Raw genomic sequence first — 25032 nt, 5'->3', positions numbered from 1 at the left:
TTTTTCAAAGCCTTTTTCCATGGCCACTGCCTGCTGATCGAATAAAAGACACAAAAAAACGCCGTAAAGAATCCTCGAGAATTCTTCGCGGCGTTGTTTACAGCTCTATTGTCTGTTACATCCTGCCTTATTATTAAACTGTTTTATAAAAAAGAGGGTATTCGTTTTATTCCCATTATTCGTTTTCTGTAAACACTTTTTAATCGACCATTCGCTTTTTATAAACGACGGCCGTCAAAACGGCTGCTGCTGCTGTCCAGACCAAAATGATGCCAAATTGCGCTGCCGTCTCACTGAAGCCTGCACCATTTTCCACTTTCGTTGCAATTTCAATCAACTGCACACTCGGCAAATATTCCACCACGCCCAAGACAGGGTACTTCTCTGCCAAAGGCAATAAAAAGGAACCGAACGAGAAAATTCCGAGAACCGGCAAGATGATGACTGAGGCTTCCATCACGGATTTTGCCCATAAGCCAAGCAGTGTGCCTAGCGCGATGTAGAAAAACGATGACAAGACAATCGCAAGCGACACAATCAGCAGGTTCTCCGGCTGATATTCGGAAAATAAGGCGCCCACTGCTATAACCAAGATCGTCAGGACAAACGTCAGCAAGCTTTTGCCGCTGAGGATTTCTGCCGTGCTTGCCGGCGACAGCATTAAGCCGCGAAGCGTATTCTGTTCTTTTTCCTCGGCGATCAGGCAGCACTGGACAAAAGTTGCGACCATGGCAAACGTCAAGTTAATGATCATATAATGCGCATCAAGCGTATCGATGCCCATGCGCCCATAAAGTGCCGCTACAAATAATGGCATAAAGAGGACGACCGAAACCGCTAGATTCCGAGAAAAATCTTTAAAATCCTTTTGGAAAATTGCATTTACCCGTTTGATTGATTGGTTCATGCTAATACCCTCCCTGTCGCTTTTACAAAAATATCGCCGAGTGTCGGTTCGTTGGAATGGATGGTGGCGACTTTGCCGTTTTTCATGTATTCATACAAAACCTTCGCATCTTCCGTACCTGTAGACAGCACCACTTTTTCTTCATTTTTCAATTCGACTGTCATCGTGCCGTCCGCATAGCGCTTCTTCAGCTGATCCGGTGTATCCATCAACTGGATTTTCCCTTTGTTCAGGAAAGCCACCCGGTCGCATAAAGTATCCGCTTCTTCCATATCATGCGTAGTCAGGAAAATCGTCGTCCCTTTTTCATTCAGGGCCCGGAGCCCTTTGTAGATATGGCGGGTATTGACCGGGTCAAGCGCTGAAGTCGGTTCGTCCAAAAACAGCAGCTCCGGTGCATGGAGCAGTGTACGAGCCAAAAGCACACGCTGCGTCATCCCTTTCGATAAAGCGGAAACTTTTTTCTTCCGGTCTTCCTGCAGGTTGACCGATTCCAGCACCTCATCGATCTTGCTGAGGGGCATGCCGTACAGTTCACAGTATAATTTCAAGTTTTCGTATACCGTCATTCTTTTATACAAGCCGCTGTTGTCGGTAAGGACACCGAAGCGCTGGCGATATTCCGGCTTCTTCAATTTGGAGATGGATTCTCCAAAGACTGTCGCGCTCCCTGCAGTCGGCTCCAACTGGCCGGTAAGGATTTTGATCGTTGTGGTCTTCCCGGATCCGCTTGGTCCGAGGAAACCGAAGATCTCTCCCCGTTTTACCGCAAAACTCAAATCCTCAATTGCCGGCTGGTTGGCAAAGATTTTGGCCATCGTGTTCACTTCAATGATATTTTCCATTCGTCATTCCTCCTGAATCGGTTTCGGCTTCTGCCTGTTGCTGATTTCAGATTAAAGGGAAAAGACAGATGGCACATCATATTTAGGGTGAAAGGAGTGATTTTCGGGGTGAATGGAGCCTATTTCATGCCCAATATTCCCTTTAACTCGGTCATTTTGCTTTTTGACAAAGGAATCGATGACTTTTTTGCATCTTCTAAAACAAGGCTATAGCTGTTTCGCGTCCAAGTAATCACTTCCCGCACCTTTTGAAGATTCACAATATAGGAACGATGGCAGCGGAAAAACCCATATGGCAATAAACGCTGTTCAAGTTCGCTCAATGTAAAATAGCTGGGGAATGCTTCCCCTTTAACGTATAAAAAGGACTGCCCTTCGGAACTTTCGATGTAATCGATTTCGGGCGGATCAAACAAAACAATCTTTTCATTCACTTTGGTCGGGATCTTTTCAAAACGAATTGGCTGCATGCTCTCTATTGCCGCCGATTCTTCCGCTTCTTCTGCAGCTTCCGGCTCTTCCTCTAAGGTTTGGATTTGATAAAGGCCATTTTCATCAAGCCGATATACGCGATCTGCTGCAGTTACAGCGTTTTCCAGGTTTCCCGATAAGATAAAAACAGACTTCCCCGCTGCCCGAAGTTCATTTAACAGCGAAAGGAAAATCCGCTTTGATTCCATATCCAGGTTTTGGTCCGGCTCTTCCATCACCCAAACGTCAGGGTTCTGGAAATACAGCGCGGCCAATTGAATGCGCCGCTGCTCAGAAGGGGTCAATTTTTCAAGTTTTGTTTTTTTCTTCGGCTCCAGCTGGACTTTCCGAAGGACCTCGTCCACTTTATCCGAGGAACTATGAAGGTTTTTATAAAAGCGCAAGGCTTCTAACACCGTCAGTCTTTTGTATACGCCATCGTTTAAGAATAGAAATCCCATTTTCACGGATTTTCGGCCTAACGCCTGTCCTGCCAACTCAATTTTCCCTTGGGAGAGCGAACTCCTCTCTAAAAGCAATTCCATCAGCTGGGATCGAATGTTCACATTCGAATATATTGCCAAAACTTCCCCTGCAGCTAAGGACAAATTGAATGCAGGAAATACCAATGCATCGTTTTTATGCTTCGCCGCCTCAATAAATGCCAGTGCCATGTGATGACCTCTTCTCTTGCTTGTATTTTCTCAATAATAAAATTATAGCAAAATTTTTCCTGTTGAAGAATCGGCTATTCGATTCACCGCAACAATAAAAAAGCTGCAGAATTTCGCTTCTGCAGCTTTTTTCGATCAATTATTGAATGATTTTCGTTTTAAGCCATCCGCGCACACTATTGATAAACCAGATGGCATCACATTCTGCCAGGTCGTTTTTATGAATCTCTTTTTCTTCGATTTTGCCGGTGTCGAGAAGAAATTGCCGATACGTGCCCACCAACAAACCATTTTCAACCGGCGGCGTATACAGGCGGCCATTCATCTCCACGACAAGATTGCCAATGGCAAACTCCGTCAGCTGTCCCTGTTCATTCCATAAAAGGACGGTAAAGACGCCCTCTACCTCGGATTCGTGCTGTTCATAAATTTCCCGGTGCGTTGTTTTATGAAAAAGGAAAGGGTTTTGGCTATTTACCGGTTCGAGGGCCAATTGACAGAGAACCGGCTCCTTTATCGGCGTGATTTTCTGCGCCTCTACTGCTATTTCCCCCGTCTTGCTTAGCAGCAGCCTTACTTTATAGACACCTTTCGGATGCGCTTTGGCGCATTCTTTCAACTGCTTGCGAAGCTTTTTTTCATTTCCCGGGAAATAAAAATACGCGGCAGAATTCTTCATCCGTTCCATATGGTAGTCGATCAAAGGGTATTTTCCATCTTCCAGCCTCAACGATTCGAGCAGTTGAAACTCTGGGCGCCTGGCTGTCAGCACTTCTGCTTTCGCGTACAATTCCTGATATTCGCCTTCCGACGTCGAATCCCAGGTAATTCCGCCTCCGACACCGTAGCGCGCCGTCTCTTTCTCCGCATCGATGACGACCGTGCGGATCGGCACATTGAAGATCGCCTCTTTTTCAGGCGTGATGAATCCGATGGCTCCGCAGTACACATCCCGGGCAGTTTGTTCAAGCGCTGCAATGTATTCCATCGTACTGACTTTTGGCGCCCCGGTGATCGATCCGCAAGGAAACAAAGCGGTAAACCAATCAAAGACGGCCAGGGAATCCTGCAGCTCTGCTTTAACGGTCGAAGTTAACTGGTGCACCGTCGGGTATGTCTCCACTTTATAAAGATCCGATACGTGGACCGTTCCTTTTTTCGCCAACCGGCTCATATCATTTCGCAGCAAATCAACGATCATTAAATTTTCCGCCTGCTCTTTTTCGGAAGCCAGCAATTCATCCGCTTTTGCCTTATCCTCCGCTAGGGTGCGCCCTCTTTTCGCAGTGCCTTTCATCGGTTTTGCCTCGATGGTCCCGTCTTTTATACGGAAAAACAATTCGGGCGATGCCGACAGGATCCGATGCTTCCCTAAATCCAGATAAGCGGCGTAATCTGCCTGCTGATTGCGGGCCAATTGGCGGTAAAAAGAACGGTCGCTCCCCGTAAAATCGGCATGCAGCCGTTCGGTGTAATTGACTTGATACGTATGCCCTTCTTCAATGGCCGTTTTAATCCGGCTGATGCCTTCTTTATAAAGGCTTTTCGAGCTGGCCATTTTCCAATCGGATACGCTGTATTCTTCTTCCTGAAATTCGGCCTGCTGCGCATGGACTTGATCAAAGATCCCAAACCAGGCCAGAGGCATTTCAGCCGACTTATTCACTTTCATTGCCGAGTTGAATGCAGGTGCTGCTTCATAAGACAAATAGCCTGCCGCGTAAAATCCTTTTTGGAGGGCAGTCTCAATCTTCTCCATCATCAAAGGAATTTCTTCCAAACGTTCTGTCTGTAAAATTTCGACCGGATCCGTAAAAACCTTCGGTTCAATCTTTCCTTCGCTGTTGCGAAATTCAAAAAGCAAATATGGATTCATCCGCTGACTCTCCCTGCCGGTCTTTTTTCCAAGCGACTCCCTGTTCATAACAGTTCTTCAGCATCTGAAAGCCTTCCAAGGTTTTCACGGATTCCGGGTGGAACTGGATGCCGGTAATTGGCAGCGAACGGTGGCGTATACCCATCACGACCCCATCTTCTGTCTTAGCTGTCACTTCCAGGCATTCCGGCAAACTCGCCGCATCTGCCACAAGCGAGTGGTAGCGCGCCACACTTGTCGGCGAAGCAACCCCTGCAAACACTCCTGTTTCGTTATGGTTTATAAGGGAGACCTTTCCGTGCATCGGCTGCTGCCCTTTTACGACCGTCCCTCCAAAATATTCAATGATGGTTTGATGGCCCAGGCAGACGCCAAGAATGGGAACTTCCATGCTTAGCTCGGAGAGGACTTCCCCTGTTGCGCCCGTCTGTTTTGGACGCCCCGGCCCTGGAGAAAGCACAATTAGATCAGGCGCCAGTTTTATTATTTCAGCTGCTGTTATTTGTTCGTTTTGAAATACCAAAAGCGCGGCATCGAATTGTTCCAGATAATGGACTAAGTTGTACGTAAAGGAGTCATGGTTATCGATGACAATGATCATGGCTTACCTCTTTCTAAGAATCGTTGATAGCTTCATTATACGGGCAGTTTGAGAAGGAGAGCGAGTTTTAAAGCTTGCCCGTTTTAACGATGGAAAACGGAATAATTTTTTCTCAACCGGATATAATACGCCCACATCCGGTAAATGAAGCTAAGGAATAAGACAAAGGCAATGGCCGGGAGCAGCCCGAACAAAGAAAGCGCGGCGCCTTCGTTGATGAACTCCTGAAATTCCCGATTGGCGTTCACTGCATAGATGAACAGCAGCGGCAAAAACAGCACCGTGTAAAGGCCGGCCATTCGGCGCGCCCGTTTTAAATGGCTGCTTCCTTCCGAATAAATCCGGGGTTTTTCTTCGCCTTCTTTATATTCGCGGCACCAAATCACCCATTTTTCCATTGCCGACCAGGATTCAAAAATTTTCAGCCATCCGGCGTCTTCATAAATCGAGAAATAACTGCTTTCAACCGTGCTCATGTATTCAGCGTGATAGCTCATGCGCCGGGGTTCACCTTTTACAAAATAAAACACGGTCCCAATCGTCCCGACGTGATGCAGCTGATAGCCTTGCTGCTCCATCTTTTCGAGCCAGCTTTCCAAGCGGTCAGGAGCATACATCCAGCCAAGCTTGACCTTTTTCACAAAGCGGCCAGAGGATTCCGGGATTTCCAGAGTTGGCTGGCTGCTCTTCCATTTTGCAGCAGCTATCCCGGATTCTTTTTGCAGCATCGCCTGATTGGATTTTTTAATTTTAACAATCGAGTAGATGGCCAGGCCGATGGCTCCAAGTGTCAGCGCCAGAAACAGATAGGTAATCGCCCATAGCGGACTTGGTTCCACTGCGACAGTTCCGTCTTGCAGCCAGGAGGAAACAAGCGACGACAAGTTCGCCAGCAGCACACCCAGCAAATAAAAAAGAAGGCCAAAGAAAACAAAGGAAACATTCCGGTTATGGGTGATGACGCCTTGGCGGACTGGCACTGCTTTGATTTCATTTGCCGAATTGCTGTTTTGAAGGATCTGCCATTTGCCGCTTGCCGCGGCAATCGTCCAGCCGTTTTCTATGAAACGGGAAGCAAGGACCGGCCCCTGATTTCGATCAAAGCTGATCTGGTATGAAAGGTTCTGCGGTGCGGCCTGCTCAAAATAGAAAGTCCGTGATGCTCTGTTTAATTTTTTCAGAATGTATCCTTGCTCAGCCATTTCTTGCAGCCAATCCTCTGTTTGTTCAACGTCATAGCTCCAAAACGGTTTTATTATTTTTTTCATAAAAAGTCCCCCTCGTATTTCACGGCATTCTGATGAAGTTCCTTCAGCCTGCCGATTTCTGCAAGGATTAATTGTTTGCCAAGATCCGTCATTTCATAAAGTGTTTTTCGTTCTTCGTCGGCAAATACCGTAATGACACCGTCTTTCTGCATCTTCGTCAATGTGCCGTAGACAGTTCCTGAACCTAGATGCAGCCGGGTGCCTGAAATCTCTTCGACATGCTTGACGATGCCGTAGCCATGCCGCGGCTCTGTCAGCGACAACAGGATGTAAAACGCCGTTTCTGTCATCGGGATGTATTTTTTCATAACTTTATCCGCATTCATTAAAATTCCTTCTTTCCAGACTATGTCACACCATGACTATATCACGTCGTGACATATTAGACAATAAAACTTCAAATAAAAAAGCCGACTGCTCTTGGCAATCGGCTTATTCCATCAAACTGGACAGTCCCTTTTCTTTTTTCATGACGAGAAATCCGCTCCAGGCAAAAACAGCGGAAGCAATATAAAAAATGCTCGAGATGGTGAAAAAGTCTACCAGATAGCCTGTTCCGATCACAGCCGCTGCCGCAGCAATGGAGGTCCAGATATGGTATTTGCCAATTTCTTTCCCTGCGGTCTCTTTACTGACACGCCTTGCGAGCACCGTTTTCTCGGAATTTCGTTGCACGGCTCCAAAGATGCCCATCATTACTTGAAGAATATAGACATGCCAGATTTCATTGGCCAGCGGGAAAAACAACAGCGTCAGCGCCATCCCCCACGAATAAACGCCAAGCAGCCACTTATCGCCCACTTTGTCTGCCAGTTTACCGATAAACGGATAACAAATCGCAGCCGTCAATGCAAACAGCCCATACGCCCAGCCAAACTGTGAATACGAATTTCCGACGTTGTTGATCATTAAAATATAAAAAGGGAAAATCATGGTCGAAGCCATGCCAATTGCGCCTTGGTAGACGATAAATCGTTGGTAGTTCATTGCTTGTACTCCTCATAGAAAAGGTTCATAAACCGCTCTTCCGGATCGTATTTTCTTTTCAGCTCAAAAAATTCTTTCGTTCTTGGATAAGCTTCCGCCATCTGTTCTTTCGTTGGATAACCATAATACGGCAAGTAGTAGCTTCCTTCATGATCGAGTGTGACATCAATCATGTTGCGGATGACTCTCCCAGTATCTTCAATGCTTTCGCTGTCGGTTCCCTGATTGATTAACAGGACAAGAGAAAACATATCTTGTTTCGCATAGGACAGCACAGCTTTCTCATTTTCCTCGACGTAGCGGATCGTGATGTTCAATAAATTAAACGATTCTTCCTTGGCTAAAGTTTTTCTTAGATCGTCGATATAGGCTTCAAAATTGTCCACCGGGACAAAATATTCTTGCAGCACTTCCGTATTTTTCGGATGGCTGTACTCCATAAATTCGGAATCGGAGCGCATGACATTATTCCGTGAAATCTTTTTCCCGTTCACTGATTTAGCATAGGTTTTCTGTGTTTTCCAGAATGCTTCTTTCCCTTCATCATTCAATCGGGCAAGCCCTAAAAAGAATTTCGGCACGGCAATCAATGTCTCTTCTTTCAGTTTCTCAGGCTCTCGCAAAAGGTCCTGCTCTGCCGCTTCGCTGTAATTCATCACATACATTTCTTCCAGGAACGATTCCGGCGAAATGGAAATGCGCGCCAAGTGCATTTTCACGTTTTCATCTTTAATTTTTTCTTTGAAGTACTCGCTGTACTCCTTGTAAGAAAGCTGTTCTGATTCGATTTGATAAAGCGCATCGTCCGTCAGCTTTAACGTTACGTCCAATATGACCCCCATCAAGCCGTAGCCGCCGACTGCCGCTTTGAACATCTCCGCATTTTGGTCTTCACTGATTTCCAGGATATCGCCATTTGCATCGAGGAGGCGCATGGATTCGATCGTATCAATCAGCCCATGATTTCGTATATCAAGGCCATGGGCATTCACGCTGATGGAGCCGCCAACCGTGAAAATATTTTGCGATTGGCTGACTTTCAAGGCTAAACCGTATGGATGGATCCGTTCCTGAATATCCGCCCAGGTAGCCCCGCTTTGGACCGTGATGGTTTTCTGTTCTTCGTCGAAATCCAATATTTGATTATACGGTTTCATATCCAAAAGGATGCCGTCAGGATATTCTGTATGTCCGCCCTGGCTATGCTGCATGCCGGCAATCGAGATCGCGTCGCCGGCAGCGTCCGCATCCCATACAATTTGCTGGATGGCAGAAAAGCTGTCTCCCGCTTTTATGGCTTTCATTTTTACAGGCAACAGCCGGCTGCGGTCTTCTACAACCGGACCAGCCGATTGTTCCGTAAAATAATAGAGCGATGCTGCGAAAAGAAGAACGTATGCAATAAGCATCAAATAGCGTTTCATAAAGTTTTACATCGACTCCTTCATAAATCCTTATCCTTTATTTTACACGAACCGGCTTGAATGGATGGCGAATATTGGATATTTCCCCTAAATAAAACCACCAAGAAAAATTCCTTGGTGGTTTCGGCTACATCGGTTTTAGTTCACTTTTACTTTTTCGCTCAGGCTATCCCAGATTCCCCATAAATACATGATGCCAAGCGCACGGTCGTATAGCCCGTAGCCCGGACGGCATACTTCGTCCCAAATGTGGCGGCCATGGTCAGGCCGTGTATAGCCGGTAAATCCAATTTCATGGAAGGCTTTGACAATGCCCACAATGTCTACGGATCCATCGCTCGCTTTATGGGAGGATTCGATAAAATCTCCGTTGCTGAAATGCTTTAGGTTCCGGATGTGCGCAAAAGGAATTCGTTCGCCGAATTCTTTAACGATGCTGATCAAATCGTTTTCCGGATTGGCACCGAGTGAGCCGCTGCAAAACGTCAAGCCGTTTGACGGACTGTCCACCAGATTCAGGAACCGTCTAATATTGTCCTGATTTGTGATGATTCTCGGCAAGCCGAAAATCGGCCAAGGCGGATCATCCGGATGAATGGCCATTTTGATGCCATTCTCTTCGGCTACCGGAATGACCTGCTCCAGGAAATAGTGAAGATTGTCCCATAGCTTTTCTTCTGAAACGTTCTGATAGGCTTCAAACAACTCCGCCAATTGCCCAAGGCGTTCCGGTTCCCAACCGGGCAATGAAAATTCATCATTGGAAAGAAAATTTGCCACCAGCTCTTCCGGCTTCATGGCATCGATTTTGGCTTTCTCGTAGAACAAAGCCGTTGAACCGTCTCCGACTTCTCCGAATAGATCCGTGCGGATCCAGTCAAAAACCGGCATGAAGTTATAGCAAATAACCTTTACGCCGACAGAAGCCAAATCTTTAATTGTCGCCTTGTAATTTTCAATATACTGCTCCCGCGAAGGCAGCCCAAGCTTAATATCTTCATGGATATTGACGCTTTCCACTACATCTATATTGAATCCGTAATTGTCAGCTTCAGTTTTCACCGCCTGAATCTTATCCAGCGGCCACTTGTCGCCCGGCGCCTGGTCATGCAGTGCCCAGACGATGCCTGTCACACCCGGTATCTGTTTAATATTCGAAAGCGGAATGTGATCGTCGTTTTCTCCAAACCATCTAAATACCATTTGCATGTCTATCACCCAATCATCCTAGGACTCTATTGCTAAATACGCTTCGATATTGCCGTAGCAAATATCTTTTATAATGATCTCCAAAATGTCGAAATCCGCAGGATATTCCCCGTTTTCAACCCATTTCCCAACGATGTTGCAAAGAATTCTTCTGAAATACTCATGTCTTGTGTAGGACAAGAAGCTTCGCGAATCCGTCAGCATGCCCACGAAGCGGGCAAGCAAGCCATGATTCGCCAAAATTTTGATCTGTTCTTCCATGCCGTCGCGCTGGTCATTGAACCACCAAGCCGTACCGAATTGAATTTTGCCCGGAATCTCTTCCTGGAAATTGCCGATCATGGAAGCGATCATATGGTTATCCCGCGGATTGAGATTGTAAATAACCGTCTTCGGCAATACCCCTTCATAATCCAATGCATCCAGCAAATTCGATAAATCTTCCGCATAAGTAAAATCATGAATCGAATCAAAGCCGGTATTCGGCCCGACGGCCTCTAATTTCTTCCGGTTATTGCTTCTAAGCGCCCCGATATGCAATTGCATCGCCCAGCTGTGCTGCGCATACATTTTGCCTAGGGCTTTCATAACGGCTGTTTTGTATTTGACGATTTCCTCATTTTCCAAAGGGGAGCCCGCCAAAGCTTTTGCAAAAATGCGTTCCACTTCTGCTTCGCTTGCTTCCAGATAAAAGTTCGAGTCCAATCCATGGTCGGACAGGCGGCAGCCTGCCTCATGAAAATACCGGACCCGTGCTTCCAATCCTTCGACTAAGCCTGCGAAGGTTTTTGCTTCTGAGCCTGTAATCTTTTCCAGGTTGGAAATCCATTCCTTGAATGCAGGGCTTTCGATTGTCAAGGCGCCGTCCGGCCGGAATGTCGGCAACACATGGACATCAAACGATGCGTCTTCTTTGATTTGCTTATGGTAAGCCAAGTCGTCCAAAGGGTCGTCTGTCGTACACAAGCCTTTTACATTCGACCGCTTGATCAATTGCTGCGCGGTAAACGCTTCTGTCTGAAGCAGCGCGTTGCCTTCTTCCCAGATTTCATCAGCCGTCTTCGGGCTGAGCGGTTTGTGAATGCCGAAATATCGCTTCAACTCTAAATGCGTCCAGTGATAAAGCGGGTTTCCCAATGTGAAAGGAACGGTTTCCGCCCATTTCTGGAATTTCTCCCGGTCATCAGCTTCCCCGGTCACCCATTCTTCCGGTACGCCGTTGCTGCGCAAAGCGCGCCATTTGTAATGGTCGCCGTCCAGCCAAATTTCCGCTAGATTGGCGAAAGTTTTATTTTCTGCGATTTCCTTGGCAGTCAAATGGCAATGATAGTCAAAAATCGGCATGTCTTTTGCAAAATCATGATACAAAGTTTTTGCCGTTTCGGTTTCCAATAGAAAATCCTCGTCCATAAATGCTTTCATACAAACCCTCCTCCAGCGGACAACGGATCAGTCTGTCAATAATCCGCCGTTCACTTCGATGATTTCCCCGGTTATATAGCCTGCGATGTCAGAAGCCAGGTAAACGGCTGTGCCAGCGATTTCTTCCGGCGTGCCTTCTCTTCCAAGCGGCACTTGGTTCGCCATCGCCGTTCTCATTTCCACCGTGGAATAGCGGTCGTGGAACGGCGTCGTAATGATTCCCGGCGCTATTCCGTTCACCCGGATACGGTCTCCAGCCAGTTCTTTTGCAAGCCCTCTTGTAAATGTGCTGACCGCTCCTTTAGCAGCAGCATAAGCCACTGCGCCTCCACCGCCGCCGTTTCGTGCAGCAATTGACGTCATGTTAATGATATTGCCTTGCCCGCTCTTCTTCATAAGCGGCAAGACCGCTTGCGTCACATGGAATACGGAAGTGAAATTAATGTTAATGATTTTTTCCAATGCTTCGATTTCCAGGTCTTCAATTTTGGCACGCTTGACCATCGTGCCGGCGTTATTGACGAGGATGTCGATTCGGCCGAATTTGGTTTTGATGTCTTCAACCATTTCATCCACTTGTTTGCGGTCCGTCACGTCGCCGATAACCAAATGAGCTTTCGCGCCTTTATCCTGGACATTTTTCAATGTGATTTCAGCTTCTGCCGCGTTGGAATTTCCGTGAACGACGACAGCTGCTCCGCATTCTGCAAACTTCTCAGCAATCGCTCTTCCGATTCCCGTACTGCTGCCGGTAACCCAAACCACTTTTCCTTCAAAAGAAAACATAAAGCTCGACCTCCAGTTGTTTTAATTGCCTCACATTAATAAATCAGGAATGAATGTCACAATTTCCGGTACGAATACCAGGATCAGAACCAATACGACTACGCCTCCAATAAACGGAAGAGCTTCTTTGATGTATTCTTCAATCGGCACTTTCATAATGGAAGTTGTCGTATACATCGTGACCCCGACCGGCGGCGTCATGCCCCCGAATGTAACGATTGTCATCATCAAAATACCAAAGTGGACTGGGTCTACCCCTACTTGAGTGACAATCGGCAGGAAAATCGGTGTTAATAGTAAAACCAATACGGTAGATTCAATGAACATCCCTGCGATGACCAGGAACAGCAAGATCAACAGCAGCATCAATGTGCCATTGCTCGTAATGCCGATCAGGAAGTCTGCGGCATTTTGCGGCAGACGGTCATATGTAATCAAGAAACCTAAAATAGATGATGTGGAAATGATCAAAAGAATGGATGCATTATCGGTAACCGACTGCTCAATGGATTCGATAAAGTTCTTCCAGTTCAATTCTTTATAAACGAAGAAGCCGATTACAAGGGCATAGACCACTGCAAAAGCTCCTGCTTCTGAAGCGGTGAATATGCCGAAACGAATTCCCACGACTAAAATGACCGGGAATAATAATGCCCAAATACTGTCTTTGAACGAAACAGCTACTTCTTTGAATGTAGCTCGTTTGATATTTTCATCTTGATCATATCCGCGTTTTTTCGCGACAAGGTATGAAACCAGCATCAATACGATCATCATGAGAATACCGGGAATGATTCCCGCTAAAAAGAGCTTGCCGATAGACACTTGGCCAACGTATCCGTATAGGATCAAACCGATACTCGGCGGGATTGTTGCTGTGATCAATGAGCTGATGGCAATAACGGCAGCCGAATAACCGCCTGAATAGCCTCTTGCTACCATTTGATGGCCCAGAATCCGGCTTTGCATCGCGGCATCCGCGTTGGCCGATCCTGAAACACCGCCCATGATCGTACTAAGGACGATGGAAACGTGCGCCAGGCTTCCGACTAAATGTCCAGTTAACGCATTGGAAAAGCGAATCAGCCGTTTTGTGATTCCAGAAGAGTTCATCAAGTTTCCGGCTAAAATGAAGAAAGGCACCGCCAGCAATGGAAATGACTGCGTCCCCGCTACCATTCGCTGTGTTGTAATTTCAACCGGCAAATTCGGTTCCAAGATAAAGAATGACAAACTTGCAATACCGATGGCAAAAGCCACAGGCATATTCAAAAAGAGCAAAACGAAAAATATAACAGCGACAAGTAACATGGTTTCCACCTCTTATTCTGAATGACTGTAAAAATTGAACGAAAGAAATCGCTCTTTGCTTTAGGCTTTTCCCGAAGAAAAGCCATCGGCCGAATTGAATTCGGCCAATAACTTCAAAGCAGTTTAGCGGACTATCCGTAACGTTTATTCAATTTATACAGATGTTGTTTTTAAAACGTTGATTTTCTGTGCCACTTTAAAAATCAGGGTGATCAACATTAAGATGCTTCCAATCGGCACAGCCATTGTGATAAACGAATAACTTAGTGGAAGGTTACTGATTAAGCGCACTGAGTTTTCGATGCTTAACTGGATTCCAAAATTGATCAGGAAAACCAGGAAGGCCATAATCAATACGTTAATAATGATTTCTAGCACAGCCTTTGTTTTCGGCTTCAGTTTTTTCACGAAAAAATCCACTCCAATGTGGCGGTCTTCCCGGAGACAGCGATTGGCACCTAAAAAAATGACCCAAACAAATAAGAATTGAGCAAACTCCACAGACCATGAGAGGGGGAATCCCACCCATCTCATGATTGAGGCGATAAAGACAAACGCTACAACACCGATCATCAATAAATTAGTAATAAAATTCTCGAATTTTGCATAGCCGCCAGCTACTTTTTTTATCATTTTCATCACTCACTTATTTTCCTAGGATTTTATTGATTTCTTCACGAAGTTCTGTGTATCCGTCGAATTTTTCATAAACTGTGTTGGTTGCTTCCTTAAATGGCTCGATGTCCACTTCATTGACTTCTACGCCTGCGTCAATCATCTTCTGCTCGAATTCATCAAGCATGCCGATCGTATTTTCTGAAGCTTCTTCTCCCGCTTTGAACGATTCTTCAATGACGATGTCCTGATATTCTTCCGGCAGGCCATTCATCCAGTCAGCTCCAGCTACAATGCCCGTCAACAATTGGAAGTGGCTCGTTTTCGTGATGTATTTAACGACTTCTTGAAGATTCGCCCCATAAGTGGCCGGATGCTGCGCTTCCGCTCCATCAATAACTCCTTGTTGGATCCCCGGATAAACTTCTGAGAAGGCCATGCCTGAAGGGCTTGCTCCCATTGCAGAAATGGTTTCTGTCCAGATTTCCGCTCCCGGTGTACGCAATTTCAAGCCTTTAAGATCTGCCGGCTTTTCAATTTTCTTATTCGTCAACAGGTGGCGGTCGCCTTGGTACCAGTTGAACGAAAGCACTTTCAGGTTATGGTTTTGTGCAAGTTCTTCTTCCCAGCCTTTGAATAGATCCGATTGGACAATTTTGCTCGCTTCATCGTAGCTGTCCGCTACGTAAGGAGCAGCCAAAATACCCATTTCAGGCTCCATTTCAGCAAGACGCCCAGCATCTACGATAACTGCCACGTTCGTGCCCACTTTTGCTTGTTCCAGGATATCTTTGTCATCTCCAAGCGAACCGTTGCCGAAAATTTCGATATTCACTTTATCGTCCGTCTTCTCAGCTACGCTATCTTTCCACTCCACCAATCCTTCATAAATCGGATCTGTTTCAGCTAAAGCGGTTCCGACTTTCAGTGTATAGACTTTGTCGTCCCCTTCGGCAGCGCTTTCACCGCCGCAAGCCCCTAGTAATAAAGCTGAAGAAATCATTAATGCTGACATAATACTGCGTTTTTTCATCCGTAAATCCCCCTTGGTTTTATTGGATAGCAAAATTTTTAAATCCATCCATTTAAAGCGCTTACATTTGGTCCCAAAAGCTTATTGCTTAAAATATTGCTGGTATTCGCTTTTCAGTTTTTCCTGCTCGAAAAGAAGCTTTTTCAAATGTTCCTCCATGGCTTTTTCTCCCAGGTCGGCATTTTTCTCTTTAATGGCAGTAAAGATCTTTTCATGCTGCGATAGAATCAATTCCCAATTATAGTTGGCTGCCAGGCTCAACATCCGAATCCGGTTCAAGTGGGCGTTCATCTGTTGGATCAAGGCCCAAATCCGCTCTTTTCCGCTTCCTTCGGCAATGATTTTATGAAATTCTTCATCCAGTTCAAAAAGCCGGGTAAAGTTTTTTTCAGCCACGCATTTCTTTTGCAATTGCAGGTTGGCTTCCAAGTCCTTCAACTTTTCTTCCGGGAAATCTTCACAGGCCACTCGTACAGTAGCTCTTTCCAAATGTTCTCTAATAAAGCGTGCTTCTTCGACATGATATAAATCGATTAAGGCGATTTTCGTGCCGCGCTGCGGGAAAACTTCCAATAATTCTTCCTGCGCTAATTTAACAAATGCTTCCCGAACTGGCGTCCTGCTAACTTGCAGCAAATCCGAAATTTCTTTTTCCGAAATTTGTTGGCCAGGTTCGATAGCCAGTGAAATGATATTTTCTCTCAATATTTCATAAACGTAGTCTTTAGTAGAAAAACTTTTGATTTTCTTAGTTGAATCGATATTCAGCACTTAATCCCTCCTTTGCTTGAAACCCATATTACCACATTAGCATACTTGTATGGTAGTATTTTTTTAAATTATTTTTCAATTCTGTCTCAATGACTTTTCCGATAATTTCACTTGGATTAACTAAAAACAGACCCCTTAAATGTAAGGGGTCTGTTTTCATACTACATTCTCATGTATTACCTGTTTTTAATTCTATGTGCTTTTTTAATGCACTTTCAATGAATTTTTCACAGCGGATTTTATCTATTTTTTGGGGCTGCAATTCGATTTTTAAAGTAGCTGCTAACGTGGTGTGGACAAACAGCATGTCCCGAAACCGGTTTACTGCTCCGCAGAATTCCGCAAAAAAACTGTCGCCGGTTCCGAACACTGCGGTTACGAGATTCTTTCGCTCCTGGTTTTCAAGAGCGTCGAACAAGCTGTAAAGCTCTTTTGGAACCTCGCCGTTTCCCCATGTATAGGTGCCTACCAGAACGATGTCAAAACGTGAAAGTTCCGTTAAGACGAAATCTTTTGCTGGCCACAACTCGAGTTCGAGTTCTTTGGCTTGAAAGACTTCCCCGATCATCTCTGCAACAGCTTTCGTATTGCCCGTCACTGATGCATAGACGACGGCGATTTTCGGCTTATAATTCGTCGAATCCATTGGACTGGGACACTTTCGAATAGGTCCGGGATTTCTGTTCGAAAAAGTCGGATTTCGTATCATTCATCATGTCGTCGCCAAATACTTGTATCCACGGCATCGGATTGCTGCGTTCTTCGTAAAGATTGTCGAGCCCTAGCTGTCGCAGGCGCTTGTTCGCCAAATATTCCACATAGCCCTCAAACTCCTGAAGGTCGAGCCCTTCAATGCCTTCCAAAATATAGTGAGCCCATTCCTTTTCCAGCTGAACCGCTTTGTCGATTGCTTCATAGACATAAGCAATATTTTCATCTGTGTTCAATTCCGGATTTTCCGTCAATAGGATGCGAATGAATTGGGCGATGAAATATGCGTGCTGCATTTCATCGCGCTGGATGTAGCTGATCATCGTACTGGTCTTCAGCATTTTCTGCTGGCGCGCCAAATGATAGAAGAAAGCAAAGCCGGCGTAGAAATAGATCCCTTCCAAGTTGATGGAGTTGACGCTTAGCTTGAAGAGGTTCTGGGCAGTCGGATTTTGCCGGAATTCCTCGTAAGCATCTAAGATCAGCTCGTTGCGCTTACGGACAATCGGATCGCTTTTGGCTTGATCGAAGCGTCCATTTTGTTCGCTCACTGCCACCAATGAGCTGAGGATATAGGAATATGATTCCGTATGGACTGCTTCCTGTTGGGCAATAACAGCGAATATCGCTTTAAAGCTCGAGTCGGTCACATAGTCCATCACTTGGCTCATCGTTGGCGTCTGCAGGCTGTCGAGCGATGCTAATTGGGTATTCAACCGCAAGAATACATCCTGTTCGGTTGCAGTTAAGCTATCCCATTGTTTGATGTCATCCTGCATATTGATTTCCTGGGCTTTCCAGAAATTCGACAACAGCGTCTGGTAAAGATCATACATTTGCGGGTAGGCAATGTCGTTCCAATTCAATAAACCGGAAGATTGGCCGTTCAGGATGCCTGTCGATTTATTCGGATGTTCCGGATTAAGCAGCTTAATTTTGGATAAAGGTGCATGTATGGACATATTCGTTCCTCCTTAGCTTTGGCAAGCTTCACATTCTTCAATTTCCGCCTGTGATGTGCTGCGTACATAATAAGTCGTTTTTAACCCCTGTGCCCAAGCTTCGACATGCATTTCCAGCAAATCTTTTGCTTTGATCGTATGCGGAACATACAAATTGAAACTGATGCCTTGGTCGATATGGCGCTGGCGTGCCGCGTTCTGGCGGATGCTCCATTTCTGGTCCAGGACATGGCGGGCACGGCGGTAGTAATCGTACGTATTGTGGTTCAAGTCAGGTGCTGTCACTTTGAATTTGAAGTTTTTCTTTTCCTCTGCATACTCGACTGCGTACAATGGATCGATGCCGTCCGTTGAACCGCCGATTTTTGCTGTTGACGAGTTCGGCGCGACTGCCATCATCCAGCCGTTGCGAACGCCGTTCTCAGTGATTTCTTTTTGCAGACCGGTCCAGCGGCCGCTTGTGTATTGTTTGCGTTTAAAATACTCCCCTGTCTGCCATTCCGAGCCGCTGAACTCGCGGTAAGCCCCTTTTTCCTTGGCAAGTTCCATAGAAGAGCGGATCGTATGGTAGGCAATTTCTTCATATAACTTATCAGCGAACTTTACAGCTTCTTCTGATTCCCAGTGGATGCCTTCAAGTGCGAGCAAATGGTGCCATCCGAAAGTTCCTAATCCAACAGCCCGGAATTTTTTATTCGTCGCATCCGCCTGCCCGACAGAAATCGTATTCAAGTCGATGACATTATCGAGCATGCGCATCTGAATCGGAATGAGACGCTCCAGCACTTCCGCTTTCACGGCGCGCGGCAAGTTGATCGACGACAAGTTGCAGACCACGAAATCGCCTGGCTTGCGGATCATGACCAGGTTGCCGTCTTCGTCGGTATACTCTTTCGTAATGGTGGTTGCCGACATGTTTTGCGCAATTTCTGTACATAAATTGCTGCAGTAAATCGATGTGCGCCCTTTTCCGCGCAAATGCTTATTCGGATTTTGCCGGTTCACTTCGTCGCGGTAGAACATATACGGTGTGCCGGTTTCGAGCTGCGATACCATAATGCGCGCCATGATATCCATCGCCCGGTAAGTTTTTCGCGGCAATAGCGGATTCGCTGCCGCTTCCTCGTATTTTTCCGTAAAATGCTTTACATCGATTTCATCATAGAAATCCTCAAGTCCAAGTGCCGTCCCGTGTTCATCTTTCCAGCCCATAACGCTTTTAACTTGATGCGGACAGAAGGTATGCCATTCGCCAATGCTCCGGCCGTTGTCATCTTTTTCATTCAACTTTTCCATAAATAGATCCGGTATCGAAACTCCCGTGAAAATGTCATGCGCTTTTCGGCGCTCATCCCCGTTGTTCGTTTTCAAATCCAAAAAGCCGTTCATAATATCTTTATGGAAAACATCGAGATACACTGCGACTGCTCCTTGGCGCTGGCCAAGCTGGTCCACGCTGACCGCCGTGTCATTGAGCAGGCGGATCCACGGAATGACCCCGGATGAATTGCCTTTGAATTTTTTGATGTCAGAGCCAAGCGCACGGACTTTGCCGTAGTAAATGCCGATGCCGCCCCCGTCTTTGCTCAGGCGGGCAATATCCCAGTTATTTAAGTAAATGCCATCGAGCGAATCGTCCACCGTGTCGATAAAGCAGGAAGACAGCTGCCCGAAGCTCTTGCCGGCATTGGACAAGGTCGGTGTTGCCACTGTCATATAAAGGTTGCTCATCGCCCAATAAGCTTCTTTTACCAGATCTAGCCGTTTTTCCTGCGGTTCATTTTGCATCAAAGTCATCGCGATGACCAAGAAGCGCTCCTGCGGCAATTCGTGGATATTTCCTTCATAATCCTTCGCCACATAGCGGTCTGCCAATAAAAACAGGCCGATATAATTGAACAGCAAGTCCCGCTCAGCATCGATTTCCTTGCCCAGCTCCTTGATTTCTTCCTCGGAATAACTTTCCATCAAGTCGCTCGAATAGATGCCGACTTCACTTAAATTCTTCACCAACTTATAAAAGTCGCCGTATTTATCTTGTGCCGGATAGTTCCGGTTCTTTGCAGCTTTTTCATACAATTCTTCTAAATACAGTTCAGCCGCTACAAATGTCCAATCCGGTTCTGCCATGGAAATCCGGTTGAGTGCATATATAAGCGATTGTTCGGCTTTCGCTTCATGTCCAAGTGTTTCCAGTTTCGCGAGAAGAGGTGCAACATCCAAGTTATAAATTTTTTCCGCCCGGCGGATGGCTTTTTCAACTGTGTCTTTTTCCGAATAAACGATGGGATTCATCTCAAACCAGCTCCTTTGCAAATTCATTGATTTTCATGCGCTGCTGCTTCCGATCTTGTGCGCTTTTGAATAATTGTTTTTCTTTTTCGCTCTCCGGCACCACTGCCGGCACCGGCGTCGGTTTGCCTTTCTCATCGACAGCCACCATCGTCAAAATCGCAGTTGTCGTCAAGGTTTTTTCAGTTGTTTCAATGTTTTGGCATTCCGCTTTTACGTAAACTTCCATAGATGTGCGGCCCGTGGAAATCACCACGCCTTCCAAATGCAGCACATTTCCGACTGTAGCGGAGGATAAAAAGTTCACTGTATCGATCGAAGCGGTCACTACTGCTCTCCCGCTATGTTTCATAGCGGTAATTGCCGCAATTTCATCAATATAGGCAAGTACCGTTCCGCCGAATATCGTCCCCATATGGTTCGTGTCGGGCGGCAGCACGAGCCTTGTTTGCACTGTCCGTGAAATGCTTGCTGAAATTCGTTTCTCCATTGCAGCTCAATCCTCCATTACTTATTTGGAATACAAAAAAACCGCCTTCTCTGAGAGAAGACGGGTATATGAACGCAAATAATCCAACGGAAACAGCAGAAATCCACTGTTTTTTGCAGAGTACCTTCGTTATACCTCCCAGCTCCCGGAGAAGATCTAAACTTATAACGAGGCAGGTCTCCTGGCTTGTGCTTCTTCCTACACTATGGCCTTCCCATCCATTGGACAGTGGTGTTCCATAGTTCGTCAGCACTTACAGTTGCGGGTACAGCTCCGGTTTTCACGGATTCCCTATTGAGCCTTTTCAGGCACCATCGTTATCGGCGACACTATATATAGTGTTTCTACATATTATAAAACACTAATTATTGTATTTAATTACTATAATCCAGCTTCATGGATTTTACAAGCACTTACAGGTAAATAACGAAAATCAAGGCCGCAAGTACGATTCGGTAAATTGCAAATGGCACCAATTTGATTTTATCAATCAATTTCAAGAAGAATTTAACAACCACTAAAGCGACCACAAAAGCACTGATAAATCCGACCACAAAGAACGGAAGCGCGTCTACGGTAATGTACTGCCAGTTTTTCAGCAATGACAAGCCGCTTGCCCCGAGCATGATCGGCACTGCCATGATAAAAGTAAAATCAGCTGCTGATTTGTGGCTCATTTTCAACAGAACCCCGCCGGCAATGGTTGAACCGGAGCGGGAGAATCCTGGCCATAAACCAAGACACTGGAAAAGCCCCATGCCAAGCGCTTGCTTGTAAGTCATTTGGTCAACCGTATCAATATGCGGTTTCTTTTTCGTGAAATAATCCGCAATCAGCATTAGCACCGCGCCGAGCACTAAGCCGATAATAACGGTCTCAACCGAAAACAGATATTCGTCGATATAGTCTTCGAAAGCCAAACCGAATACGCCTGCCGGGATTAACCCGACAATTACTTTGGTCAGGCTCAAACGCTGTTTTTTCTCAGCTGTCTTGCTTCTGTCTAAACCGAGCAAGTCTTTGAAGCGGTCTCTAAAGATGATCACGACTGCCAAAATCGAACCTAACTGAATGACGACTTTAAACGTATTCGCTACCGGTTCACTGAACAGCTCTTTCGAATTCAACCAGATGTCGTCGACGATAATCATATGGCCCGTCGAAGAAACCGGCGCAAACTCTGTTAATCCTTCTACTATCCCTAATACAATTGCTACAAAAAATTCCCATAAACCCATTCTTTTCTTTCTCCTTAATAACCGGCAATAAAATCCGATTTCCTATATTTTATGTACAGTTCTTCCAAGTCATCGGCAACTAAAAAAATCAGTCTTATTCATTTAACTCGACTCCGGCCTCCAAAGTCAAGCGGCTCGGAATTCCTTCATCATTCGTTTCATGACCTCCCCGGCGGAAGATGCAGAAACTCTATTTATCATACACCTTTTTCCTTTTTTTGTTGCGTTTATTCCTTGAAATCCTTTTAGAAGCTTAAAGAATCTGCTTTCATATATTTTTTCTACATAATTAATTTCAGAATCCTTTTTCTTTTTTCTTTATAGACAAAAGACTTTTATTAATAAAGAAAGGTGGTATGATAATTAATTGTGATTTCAATATATTAATAGCTCTCGAAGAGCAGTTACTTATCAAAATATGGAGATGTAAGATGAAACAAATTACAGGCTATTCTTTTCATTACGGCTGGGTGATTATCGCGCTTGCTGCGCTGTCCCAGTTTTTTTCAGGACCCGGACAAACTTATTCCAATTCAATTTTCATTGATTATTATATAGATGAATTCGGCTGGAGCCGTTCAACGGTATCCGGCATCTATTCAGCGGCCACGTTGGCTTCCGGATTTCTGCTGTTCTTTATCGGCCGCTTGATCGACCGCAACGGCTCCCGCAAAATGGCCGTCATTGTGTCTTTGGTACTGGCTGTTGCCTGTATGTTCAATAGTTTTGTCAGCAGCCTTGTGATGCTGTTTATCGGTTTCTTTTTTATCCGGCTACTAGGACAAGGTTCAATGGCGCTGATTTCCAGTTCCCTGATCCCCCAATGGTTTGTGAAAAAAAGAGGACGGGCGATCAGCATCGCAGCAATCGGCGGTTTGGTCAGTTCGGCTGCCTTTCCGCTGCTGAACGTTTGGCTGATTGGTTCTTTCGGCTGGCGCGCTTCATGGCTGATTCTCGGCGCCATTATCATCATTTGCTTTACCCCGCTTGCCTTTTTCCTGATTCAGAACAAACCGGAAGATATGGGTTTACTGCCCGACAATGGAGACGCTAAAAACCAGAAAAAGATGCAGAACACGACAGAAGAAATCAGCTGGACCGTGAAAGAAGCGGCCAAAACAAAAGCATTTTGGCTGCTGCTATTTTGTGCAGCCATTCCGGGCATCGTTAATACCGGCCTTACTTTTCATTTAGTTTCGATTTTCCGGGAAAAAGCGCTATCCCTTGAAACAGCGGCCAGCGTTTTGAGCATCACGGCCTTAATCGGTTTGCCTGTGACGTTTGTGACGGGCATGCTGCTTGAGAAAGTGAAAGTGCAGTACATGCTCGCCCTGCTGTTTTTCGGAGAAATCGTTTCTCTGCTCCTCCTTCAAAATGCCGGCACTTTAGCAATGGCCATTGTATTTGGACTTGTTTGGGGTATCAGCATGGGCGTTGAACGCATCGTCATGGCAGTTGTCTGGCCAAATTATTTTGGGCGGAAACACATCGGCAGCATCAGCGGCATTTCGATGGCCATGATTGTAGCCGGTTCAGCACTTGGGCCATTGCCCCTCGGCATCGCATATGACCTGTTCGGCGGCTATACGGAAATCCTTTGGGGCGTCCTTTTGTTCCCGCTGCTCGGCATGTCCGCCGCCTTTATGGCGAGCCCGCCGCGCAAACAAGGGGCAATAATAGAAGAGCCGGTCAAAGAAGAATTTCTGCATAAACAAACAGAGCCTTTACTCCATGAGTAAGGGCTCTTTGTCTGCAGAGATCAGTTCTCCTTATTTCTTGGCCATTATCAGGAATCGCTTTGAATTCGTCCGGATTCCTTTGCCGGTTTGATTTTGCCCGATGAATTCCTGAAGGCGATCAAAATCTCCTTCCTGCTCGCCGAAGTTCGGGATAATGGGCGTATGCAGGAGAAGAAAGAGCAGATCTTCCGGCCGTTCCAGGTATTCCGCTGCATCGTATTCACGAATTTCCATCTCTGAAAACCCTGCGGCAACAAGCTCTCTTTTGTAGGCATCCCGCAATGCGCCGTCGCGTTGGCCAAATGACTGGCCGCGCCCGAATGCTTCCTTCAGATTCGCTTTATCCGCCTCACTGACTTGCTGCGTGTAGAACGTCCCGCCTTTTTTCAATACTCGCCATACTTCCTTGGGATTGAACGGGGCGTGCCGGCTTGACAAATAATCAAATGAACTCTCTCGAAACGGCAGTGTTTCAGACGAGGCTTCCAGAAAACACACATGAGAAAAATCCGTTTTCGCCAAATTTGCCTTAGCCGTTTCTATCATGGCTTTCGACCGGTCGATTCCAGTTACTGCTGAAAAAGAGGCGGCAATTTCGAGCACTTTCTCCCCGCCTCCTGTTCCAATGTCCAATAATGCAGCCGAACTTTGGGCATTTTCCGCCACCAGCTGATAGAAATCCCATAATTCCCCCTCGGTCCGGCTCCGAAGACGGCTGAAGTCCCAGCCATTCGTCTTTCCGACCGCTTCATAAAATCGCTCTTCGTTCATTTCCCTTTCTCGATTCGAGATGGGCGCGAGATAAACTCATGCATCAATTCAGCCGTCGTCACCACATGCGCGAACTCTCCGTGCAAGGTTGCCAGCGAAACCGAATGGATGGTTTCCGGATCGATCCTTTTTCCATTCGGATCATGCAGTTCATAGGCAGCCGTTGCGTCTGATACCACATAAGTTGAAAAACCGAGGTTTCCGCTCATCCTTGCGGTAGTGGAGATGCAGTGAGGTGTAGTCAATCCCACAATCACTACGGTCGTAACGCCATTCATGCGCAAAATTTCTTCCAGATTGGTGCCGATAAAGGCGCTGTTCACTTTCTTCGTTATAATCGTTTCCTTGCCGGCTGGCTGCAGCTCCTCTTTGATTTCAAAGCTTTCTTTATGCGGGTAGAACAGCGATTCCGGATTGTCAGAGCGATGTTGAACGTGGAGAACCAGCCCCTCATTGTTCCTCCATGCTGCCAGAATTTCCGCCATTTTCGTTTCCGCTTCCGGATTATTTCGCTCTCCCCACGATTCATCGTCAAAAGCTTGCTGCACATCGACCAAAAGCAATGCCGTTTTTTCTTTATCCATCCGAATCTCCCTTTCTCGAAAACACTTATCTGTATGTATTTCTGT

The 25032-nt window shown here is 46.0% G+C and carries 24 protein-coding genes and 1 riboswitch; of the genes, 1 reads left to right on the top strand and 23 read right to left on the bottom strand.

Annotated features, from left to right (window positions below; all coding sequences use genetic code 11):
* Positions 1-199: 199 nt before the first annotated feature.
* From BN1080_RS01330 to BN1080_RS01230, 21 genes are all read right to left on the bottom strand, one after another.
* Positions 200-907, bottom strand: a complete 708-nt coding sequence (locus tag BN1080_RS01330; RefSeq protein ID WP_052649821.1) for an ABC transporter permease — start codon at positions 905-907, stop codon at positions 200-202.
* The gene (locus BN1080_RS01325) at positions 904-1752 is read right to left on the bottom strand and encodes an ABC transporter ATP-binding protein (protein ID WP_052649819.1); all 849 of its coding nucleotides are present in this window, start codon (positions 1750-1752) and stop codon (positions 904-906) included. The genes BN1080_RS01330 and BN1080_RS01325 overlap by 4 nt, the downstream gene beginning before the upstream one ends.
* A 119-nt stretch (positions 1753-1871) precedes the next feature.
* Complete coding sequence (locus BN1080_RS01320; RefSeq protein ID WP_052649817.1) at positions 1872-2897, bottom strand: LytTR family transcriptional regulator DNA-binding domain-containing protein; 1026 nt, start codon at positions 2895-2897, stop codon at positions 1872-1874.
* A 139-nt stretch (positions 2898-3036) separates the two neighbouring features.
* Positions 3037-4773, bottom strand: a complete 1737-nt coding sequence (gene pabB / locus BN1080_RS01315) for an aminodeoxychorismate synthase component I (protein WP_052649815.1) — start codon at positions 4771-4773, stop codon at positions 3037-3039.
* Positions 4751-5374 carry an anthranilate synthase component II gene (locus BN1080_RS01310; RefSeq protein WP_052649814.1) on the bottom strand — a complete coding sequence of 208 codons (624 nt, stop codon included), beginning with the start codon at positions 5372-5374 and terminating at the stop codon, positions 4751-4753. Before BN1080_RS01310 ends, pabB begins: the two co-directional genes overlap by 23 nt.
* Positions 5375-5457: 83 nt before the next feature.
* Entirely contained in the window at positions 5458-6642 is a 1185-nt protein-coding gene (locus BN1080_RS01305; RefSeq protein ID WP_052649812.1) for a DUF2812 domain-containing protein, read from the bottom strand.
* A complete protein-coding gene (locus BN1080_RS01300; RefSeq protein WP_052649810.1) occupies positions 6639-6968 on the bottom strand; it encodes a PadR family transcriptional regulator in 330 nt (109 codons plus the stop codon). Before BN1080_RS01300 ends, BN1080_RS01305 begins: the two co-directional genes overlap by 4 nt.
* A gap of 106 nt (positions 6969-7074) precedes the next feature.
* Complete coding sequence (locus BN1080_RS01295) at positions 7075-7629, bottom strand: MFS transporter (protein WP_052649808.1); 555 nt, start codon at positions 7627-7629, stop codon at positions 7075-7077.
* On the bottom strand, positions 7626-9053 hold the full coding sequence (locus BN1080_RS01290; RefSeq protein WP_052649806.1) for an FAD-binding oxidoreductase: 1428 nt from the start codon (positions 9051-9053) through the stop codon (positions 7626-7628). Before BN1080_RS01290 ends, BN1080_RS01295 begins: the two co-directional genes overlap by 4 nt.
* A 138-nt stretch (positions 9054-9191) precedes the next feature.
* Positions 9192-10262, bottom strand: coding sequence for a mannonate dehydratase (gene uxuA / locus BN1080_RS01285; protein ID WP_052649805.1), 1071 nt, complete (start codon positions 10260-10262; stop codon positions 9192-9194).
* Between the two features lie 18 nt (positions 10263-10280).
* The gene (gene uxaC / locus BN1080_RS01280; RefSeq protein ID WP_052649803.1) at positions 10281-11684 is read right to left on the bottom strand and encodes a glucuronate isomerase; all 1404 of its coding nucleotides are present in this window, start codon (positions 11682-11684) and stop codon (positions 10281-10283) included.
* 27 nt (positions 11685-11711) lie between these two features.
* Complete coding sequence (locus BN1080_RS01275; protein ID WP_052649802.1) at positions 11712-12470, bottom strand: SDR family NAD(P)-dependent oxidoreductase; 759 nt, start codon at positions 12468-12470, stop codon at positions 11712-11714.
* Positions 12471-12500: 30 nt separating this feature from the next.
* Positions 12501-13781, bottom strand: a complete 1281-nt coding sequence (locus tag BN1080_RS01270) for a TRAP transporter large permease (RefSeq protein WP_052649800.1) — start codon at positions 13779-13781, stop codon at positions 12501-12503.
* Positions 13782-13934: 153 nt separating this feature from the next.
* A complete protein-coding gene (locus BN1080_RS01265; RefSeq protein ID WP_199876568.1) occupies positions 13935-14414 on the bottom strand; it encodes a TRAP transporter small permease in 480 nt (159 codons plus the stop codon).
* 13 nt (positions 14415-14427) lie between these two features.
* Positions 14428-15429, bottom strand: coding sequence for a C4-dicarboxylate TRAP transporter substrate-binding protein (gene dctP / locus BN1080_RS01260; protein ID WP_052649796.1), 1002 nt, complete (start codon positions 15427-15429; stop codon positions 14428-14430).
* An 81-nt stretch (positions 15430-15510) separates the two neighbouring features.
* The gene (locus tag BN1080_RS01255) at positions 15511-16200 is read right to left on the bottom strand and encodes a GntR family transcriptional regulator (protein WP_309296769.1); all 690 of its coding nucleotides are present in this window, start codon (positions 16198-16200) and stop codon (positions 15511-15513) included.
* Positions 16201-16369: 169 nt separating this feature from the next.
* Positions 16370-16846 (bottom strand): flavodoxin domain-containing protein, encoded by a 477-nt coding sequence (locus tag BN1080_RS01250; protein WP_052649794.1) that lies wholly within the window; start codon positions 16844-16846, stop codon positions 16370-16372.
* Positions 16827-17873: a ribonucleotide-diphosphate reductase subunit beta gene (locus BN1080_RS01245; protein ID WP_052649792.1), complete on the bottom strand. Its 1047-nt coding sequence runs from the start codon at positions 17871-17873 to the stop codon at positions 16827-16829. The genes BN1080_RS01250 and BN1080_RS01245 overlap by 20 nt, the downstream gene beginning before the upstream one ends.
* 12 nt (positions 17874-17885) lie before the next feature.
* The gene (locus tag BN1080_RS01240) at positions 17886-20168 is read right to left on the bottom strand and encodes a ribonucleoside-diphosphate reductase subunit alpha (protein WP_052649790.1); all 2283 of its coding nucleotides are present in this window, start codon (positions 20166-20168) and stop codon (positions 17886-17888) included.
* Between the two features lies 1 nt (position 20169).
* Complete coding sequence (locus BN1080_RS01235) at positions 20170-20655, bottom strand: acyl-CoA thioesterase (RefSeq protein ID WP_052649788.1); 486 nt, start codon at positions 20653-20655, stop codon at positions 20170-20172.
* A gap of 154 nt (positions 20656-20809) precedes the next feature.
* Positions 20810-20987, bottom strand: a riboswitch (cobalamin riboswitch).
* Positions 20988-21068: 81 nt separating this feature from the next.
* Complete coding sequence (locus tag BN1080_RS01230; protein ID WP_052649786.1) at positions 21069-21893, bottom strand: undecaprenyl-diphosphate phosphatase; 825 nt, start codon at positions 21891-21893, stop codon at positions 21069-21071.
* Positions 21894-22324: 431 nt separating this feature from the next.
* On the opposite strand from BN1080_RS01230, the gene BN1080_RS01225 reads away from it, so the two are divergent.
* Entirely contained in the window at positions 22325-23632 is a 1308-nt protein-coding gene (locus BN1080_RS01225) for an MFS transporter (RefSeq protein WP_052649784.1), read from the top strand.
* 30 nt (positions 23633-23662) lie between these two features.
* On the opposite strand, the gene BN1080_RS01220 is transcribed toward BN1080_RS01225, so the two are convergent.
* Positions 23663-24403 (bottom strand): class I SAM-dependent methyltransferase, encoded by a 741-nt coding sequence (locus BN1080_RS01220; protein ID WP_052649783.1) that lies wholly within the window; start codon positions 24401-24403, stop codon positions 23663-23665.
* Positions 24400-24987, bottom strand: coding sequence for a cysteine hydrolase family protein (locus BN1080_RS01215; RefSeq protein ID WP_052649781.1), 588 nt, complete (start codon positions 24985-24987; stop codon positions 24400-24402). Before BN1080_RS01215 ends, BN1080_RS01220 begins: the two co-directional genes overlap by 4 nt.
* Between the last annotated feature and the right edge of the window lie 45 nt (positions 24988-25032).

The organism is Planococcus massiliensis (genome assembly GCF_000821325.1).
In the GTDB taxonomy this organism is placed as follows: Bacteria; Bacillota; Bacilli; order Bacillales_A; family Planococcaceae; genus Planococcus; species Planococcus ruber.
Note: the sequence above shows the minus strand (reverse complement) of the source record. Positions and strands in the feature narration are given on the sequence as shown.

Excerpts from the sequence above, each read along its gene's own strand:
- BN1080_RS01330 (WP_052649821.1), bottom strand. The coding sequence starts at position 907 with ATGAACCAATCAATCAAACGGGTAAATGCAATTTTCCAAAAGGATTTT.
- BN1080_RS01325 (WP_052649819.1), bottom strand. The coding sequence starts at position 1,752 with ATGGAAAATATCATTGAAGTGAACACGATGGCCAAAATCTTTGCCAAC.
- BN1080_RS01320 (WP_052649817.1), bottom strand. The coding sequence starts at position 2,897 with ATGGCACTGGCATTTATTGAGGCGGCGAAGCATAAAAACGATGCATTG.
- pabB (WP_052649815.1), bottom strand. The coding sequence starts at position 4,773 with ATGAATCCATATTTGCTTTTTGAATTTCGCAACAGCGAAGGAAAGATT.
- BN1080_RS01310 (WP_052649814.1), bottom strand. The coding sequence starts at position 5,374 with ATGATCATTGTCATCGATAACCATGACTCCTTTACGTACAACTTAGTC.
- BN1080_RS01305 (WP_052649812.1), bottom strand. The coding sequence starts at position 6,642 with ATGAAAAAAATAATAAAACCGTTTTGGAGCTATGACGTTGAACAAACA.
- BN1080_RS01300 (WP_052649810.1), bottom strand. The coding sequence starts at position 6,968 with ATGAATGCGGATAAAGTTATGAAAAAATACATCCCGATGACAGAAACG.
- BN1080_RS01295 (WP_052649808.1), bottom strand. The coding sequence starts at position 7,629 with ATGAACTACCAACGATTTATCGTCTACCAAGGCGCAATTGGCATGGCT.
- BN1080_RS01290 (WP_052649806.1), bottom strand. The coding sequence starts at position 9,053 with ATGAAACGCTATTTGATGCTTATTGCATACGTTCTTCTTTTCGCAGCA.
- uxuA (WP_052649805.1), bottom strand. The coding sequence starts at position 10,262 with ATGCAAATGGTATTTAGATGGTTTGGAGAAAACGACGATCACATTCCG.
- uxaC (WP_052649803.1), bottom strand. The coding sequence starts at position 11,684 with ATGAAAGCATTTATGGACGAGGATTTTCTATTGGAAACCGAAACGGCA.
- BN1080_RS01275 (WP_052649802.1), bottom strand. The coding sequence starts at position 12,470 with ATGTTTTCTTTTGAAGGAAAAGTGGTTTGGGTTACCGGCAGCAGTACG.
- BN1080_RS01270 (WP_052649800.1), bottom strand. The coding sequence starts at position 13,781 with ATGTTACTTGTCGCTGTTATATTTTTCGTTTTGCTCTTTTTGAATATG.
- BN1080_RS01265 (WP_199876568.1), bottom strand. The coding sequence starts at position 14,414 with ATGATAAAAAAAGTAGCTGGCGGCTATGCAAAATTCGAGAATTTTATT.
- dctP (WP_052649796.1), bottom strand. The coding sequence starts at position 15,429 with ATGAAAAAACGCAGTATTATGTCAGCATTAATGATTTCTTCAGCTTTA.
- BN1080_RS01250 (WP_052649794.1), bottom strand. The coding sequence starts at position 16,846 with ATGGATTCGACGAATTATAAGCCGAAAATCGCCGTCGTCTATGCATCA.
- BN1080_RS01245 (WP_052649792.1), bottom strand. The coding sequence starts at position 17,873 with ATGTCCATACATGCACCTTTATCCAAAATTAAGCTGCTTAATCCGGAA.
- BN1080_RS01240 (WP_052649790.1), bottom strand. The coding sequence starts at position 20,168 with ATGAATCCCATCGTTTATTCGGAAAAAGACACAGTTGAAAAAGCCATC.
- BN1080_RS01235 (WP_052649788.1), bottom strand. The coding sequence starts at position 20,655 with ATGGAGAAACGAATTTCAGCAAGCATTTCACGGACAGTGCAAACAAGG.
- BN1080_RS01230 (WP_052649786.1), bottom strand. The coding sequence starts at position 21,893 with ATGGGTTTATGGGAATTTTTTGTAGCAATTGTATTAGGGATAGTAGAA.
- BN1080_RS01225 (WP_052649784.1), top strand. The coding sequence starts at position 22,325 with ATGAAACAAATTACAGGCTATTCTTTTCATTACGGCTGGGTGATTATC.
- BN1080_RS01220 (WP_052649783.1), bottom strand. The coding sequence starts at position 24,403 with ATGAACGAAGAGCGATTTTATGAAGCGGTCGGAAAGACGAATGGCTGG.
- BN1080_RS01215 (WP_052649781.1), bottom strand. The coding sequence starts at position 24,987 with ATGGATAAAGAAAAAACGGCATTGCTTTTGGTCGATGTGCAGCAAGCT.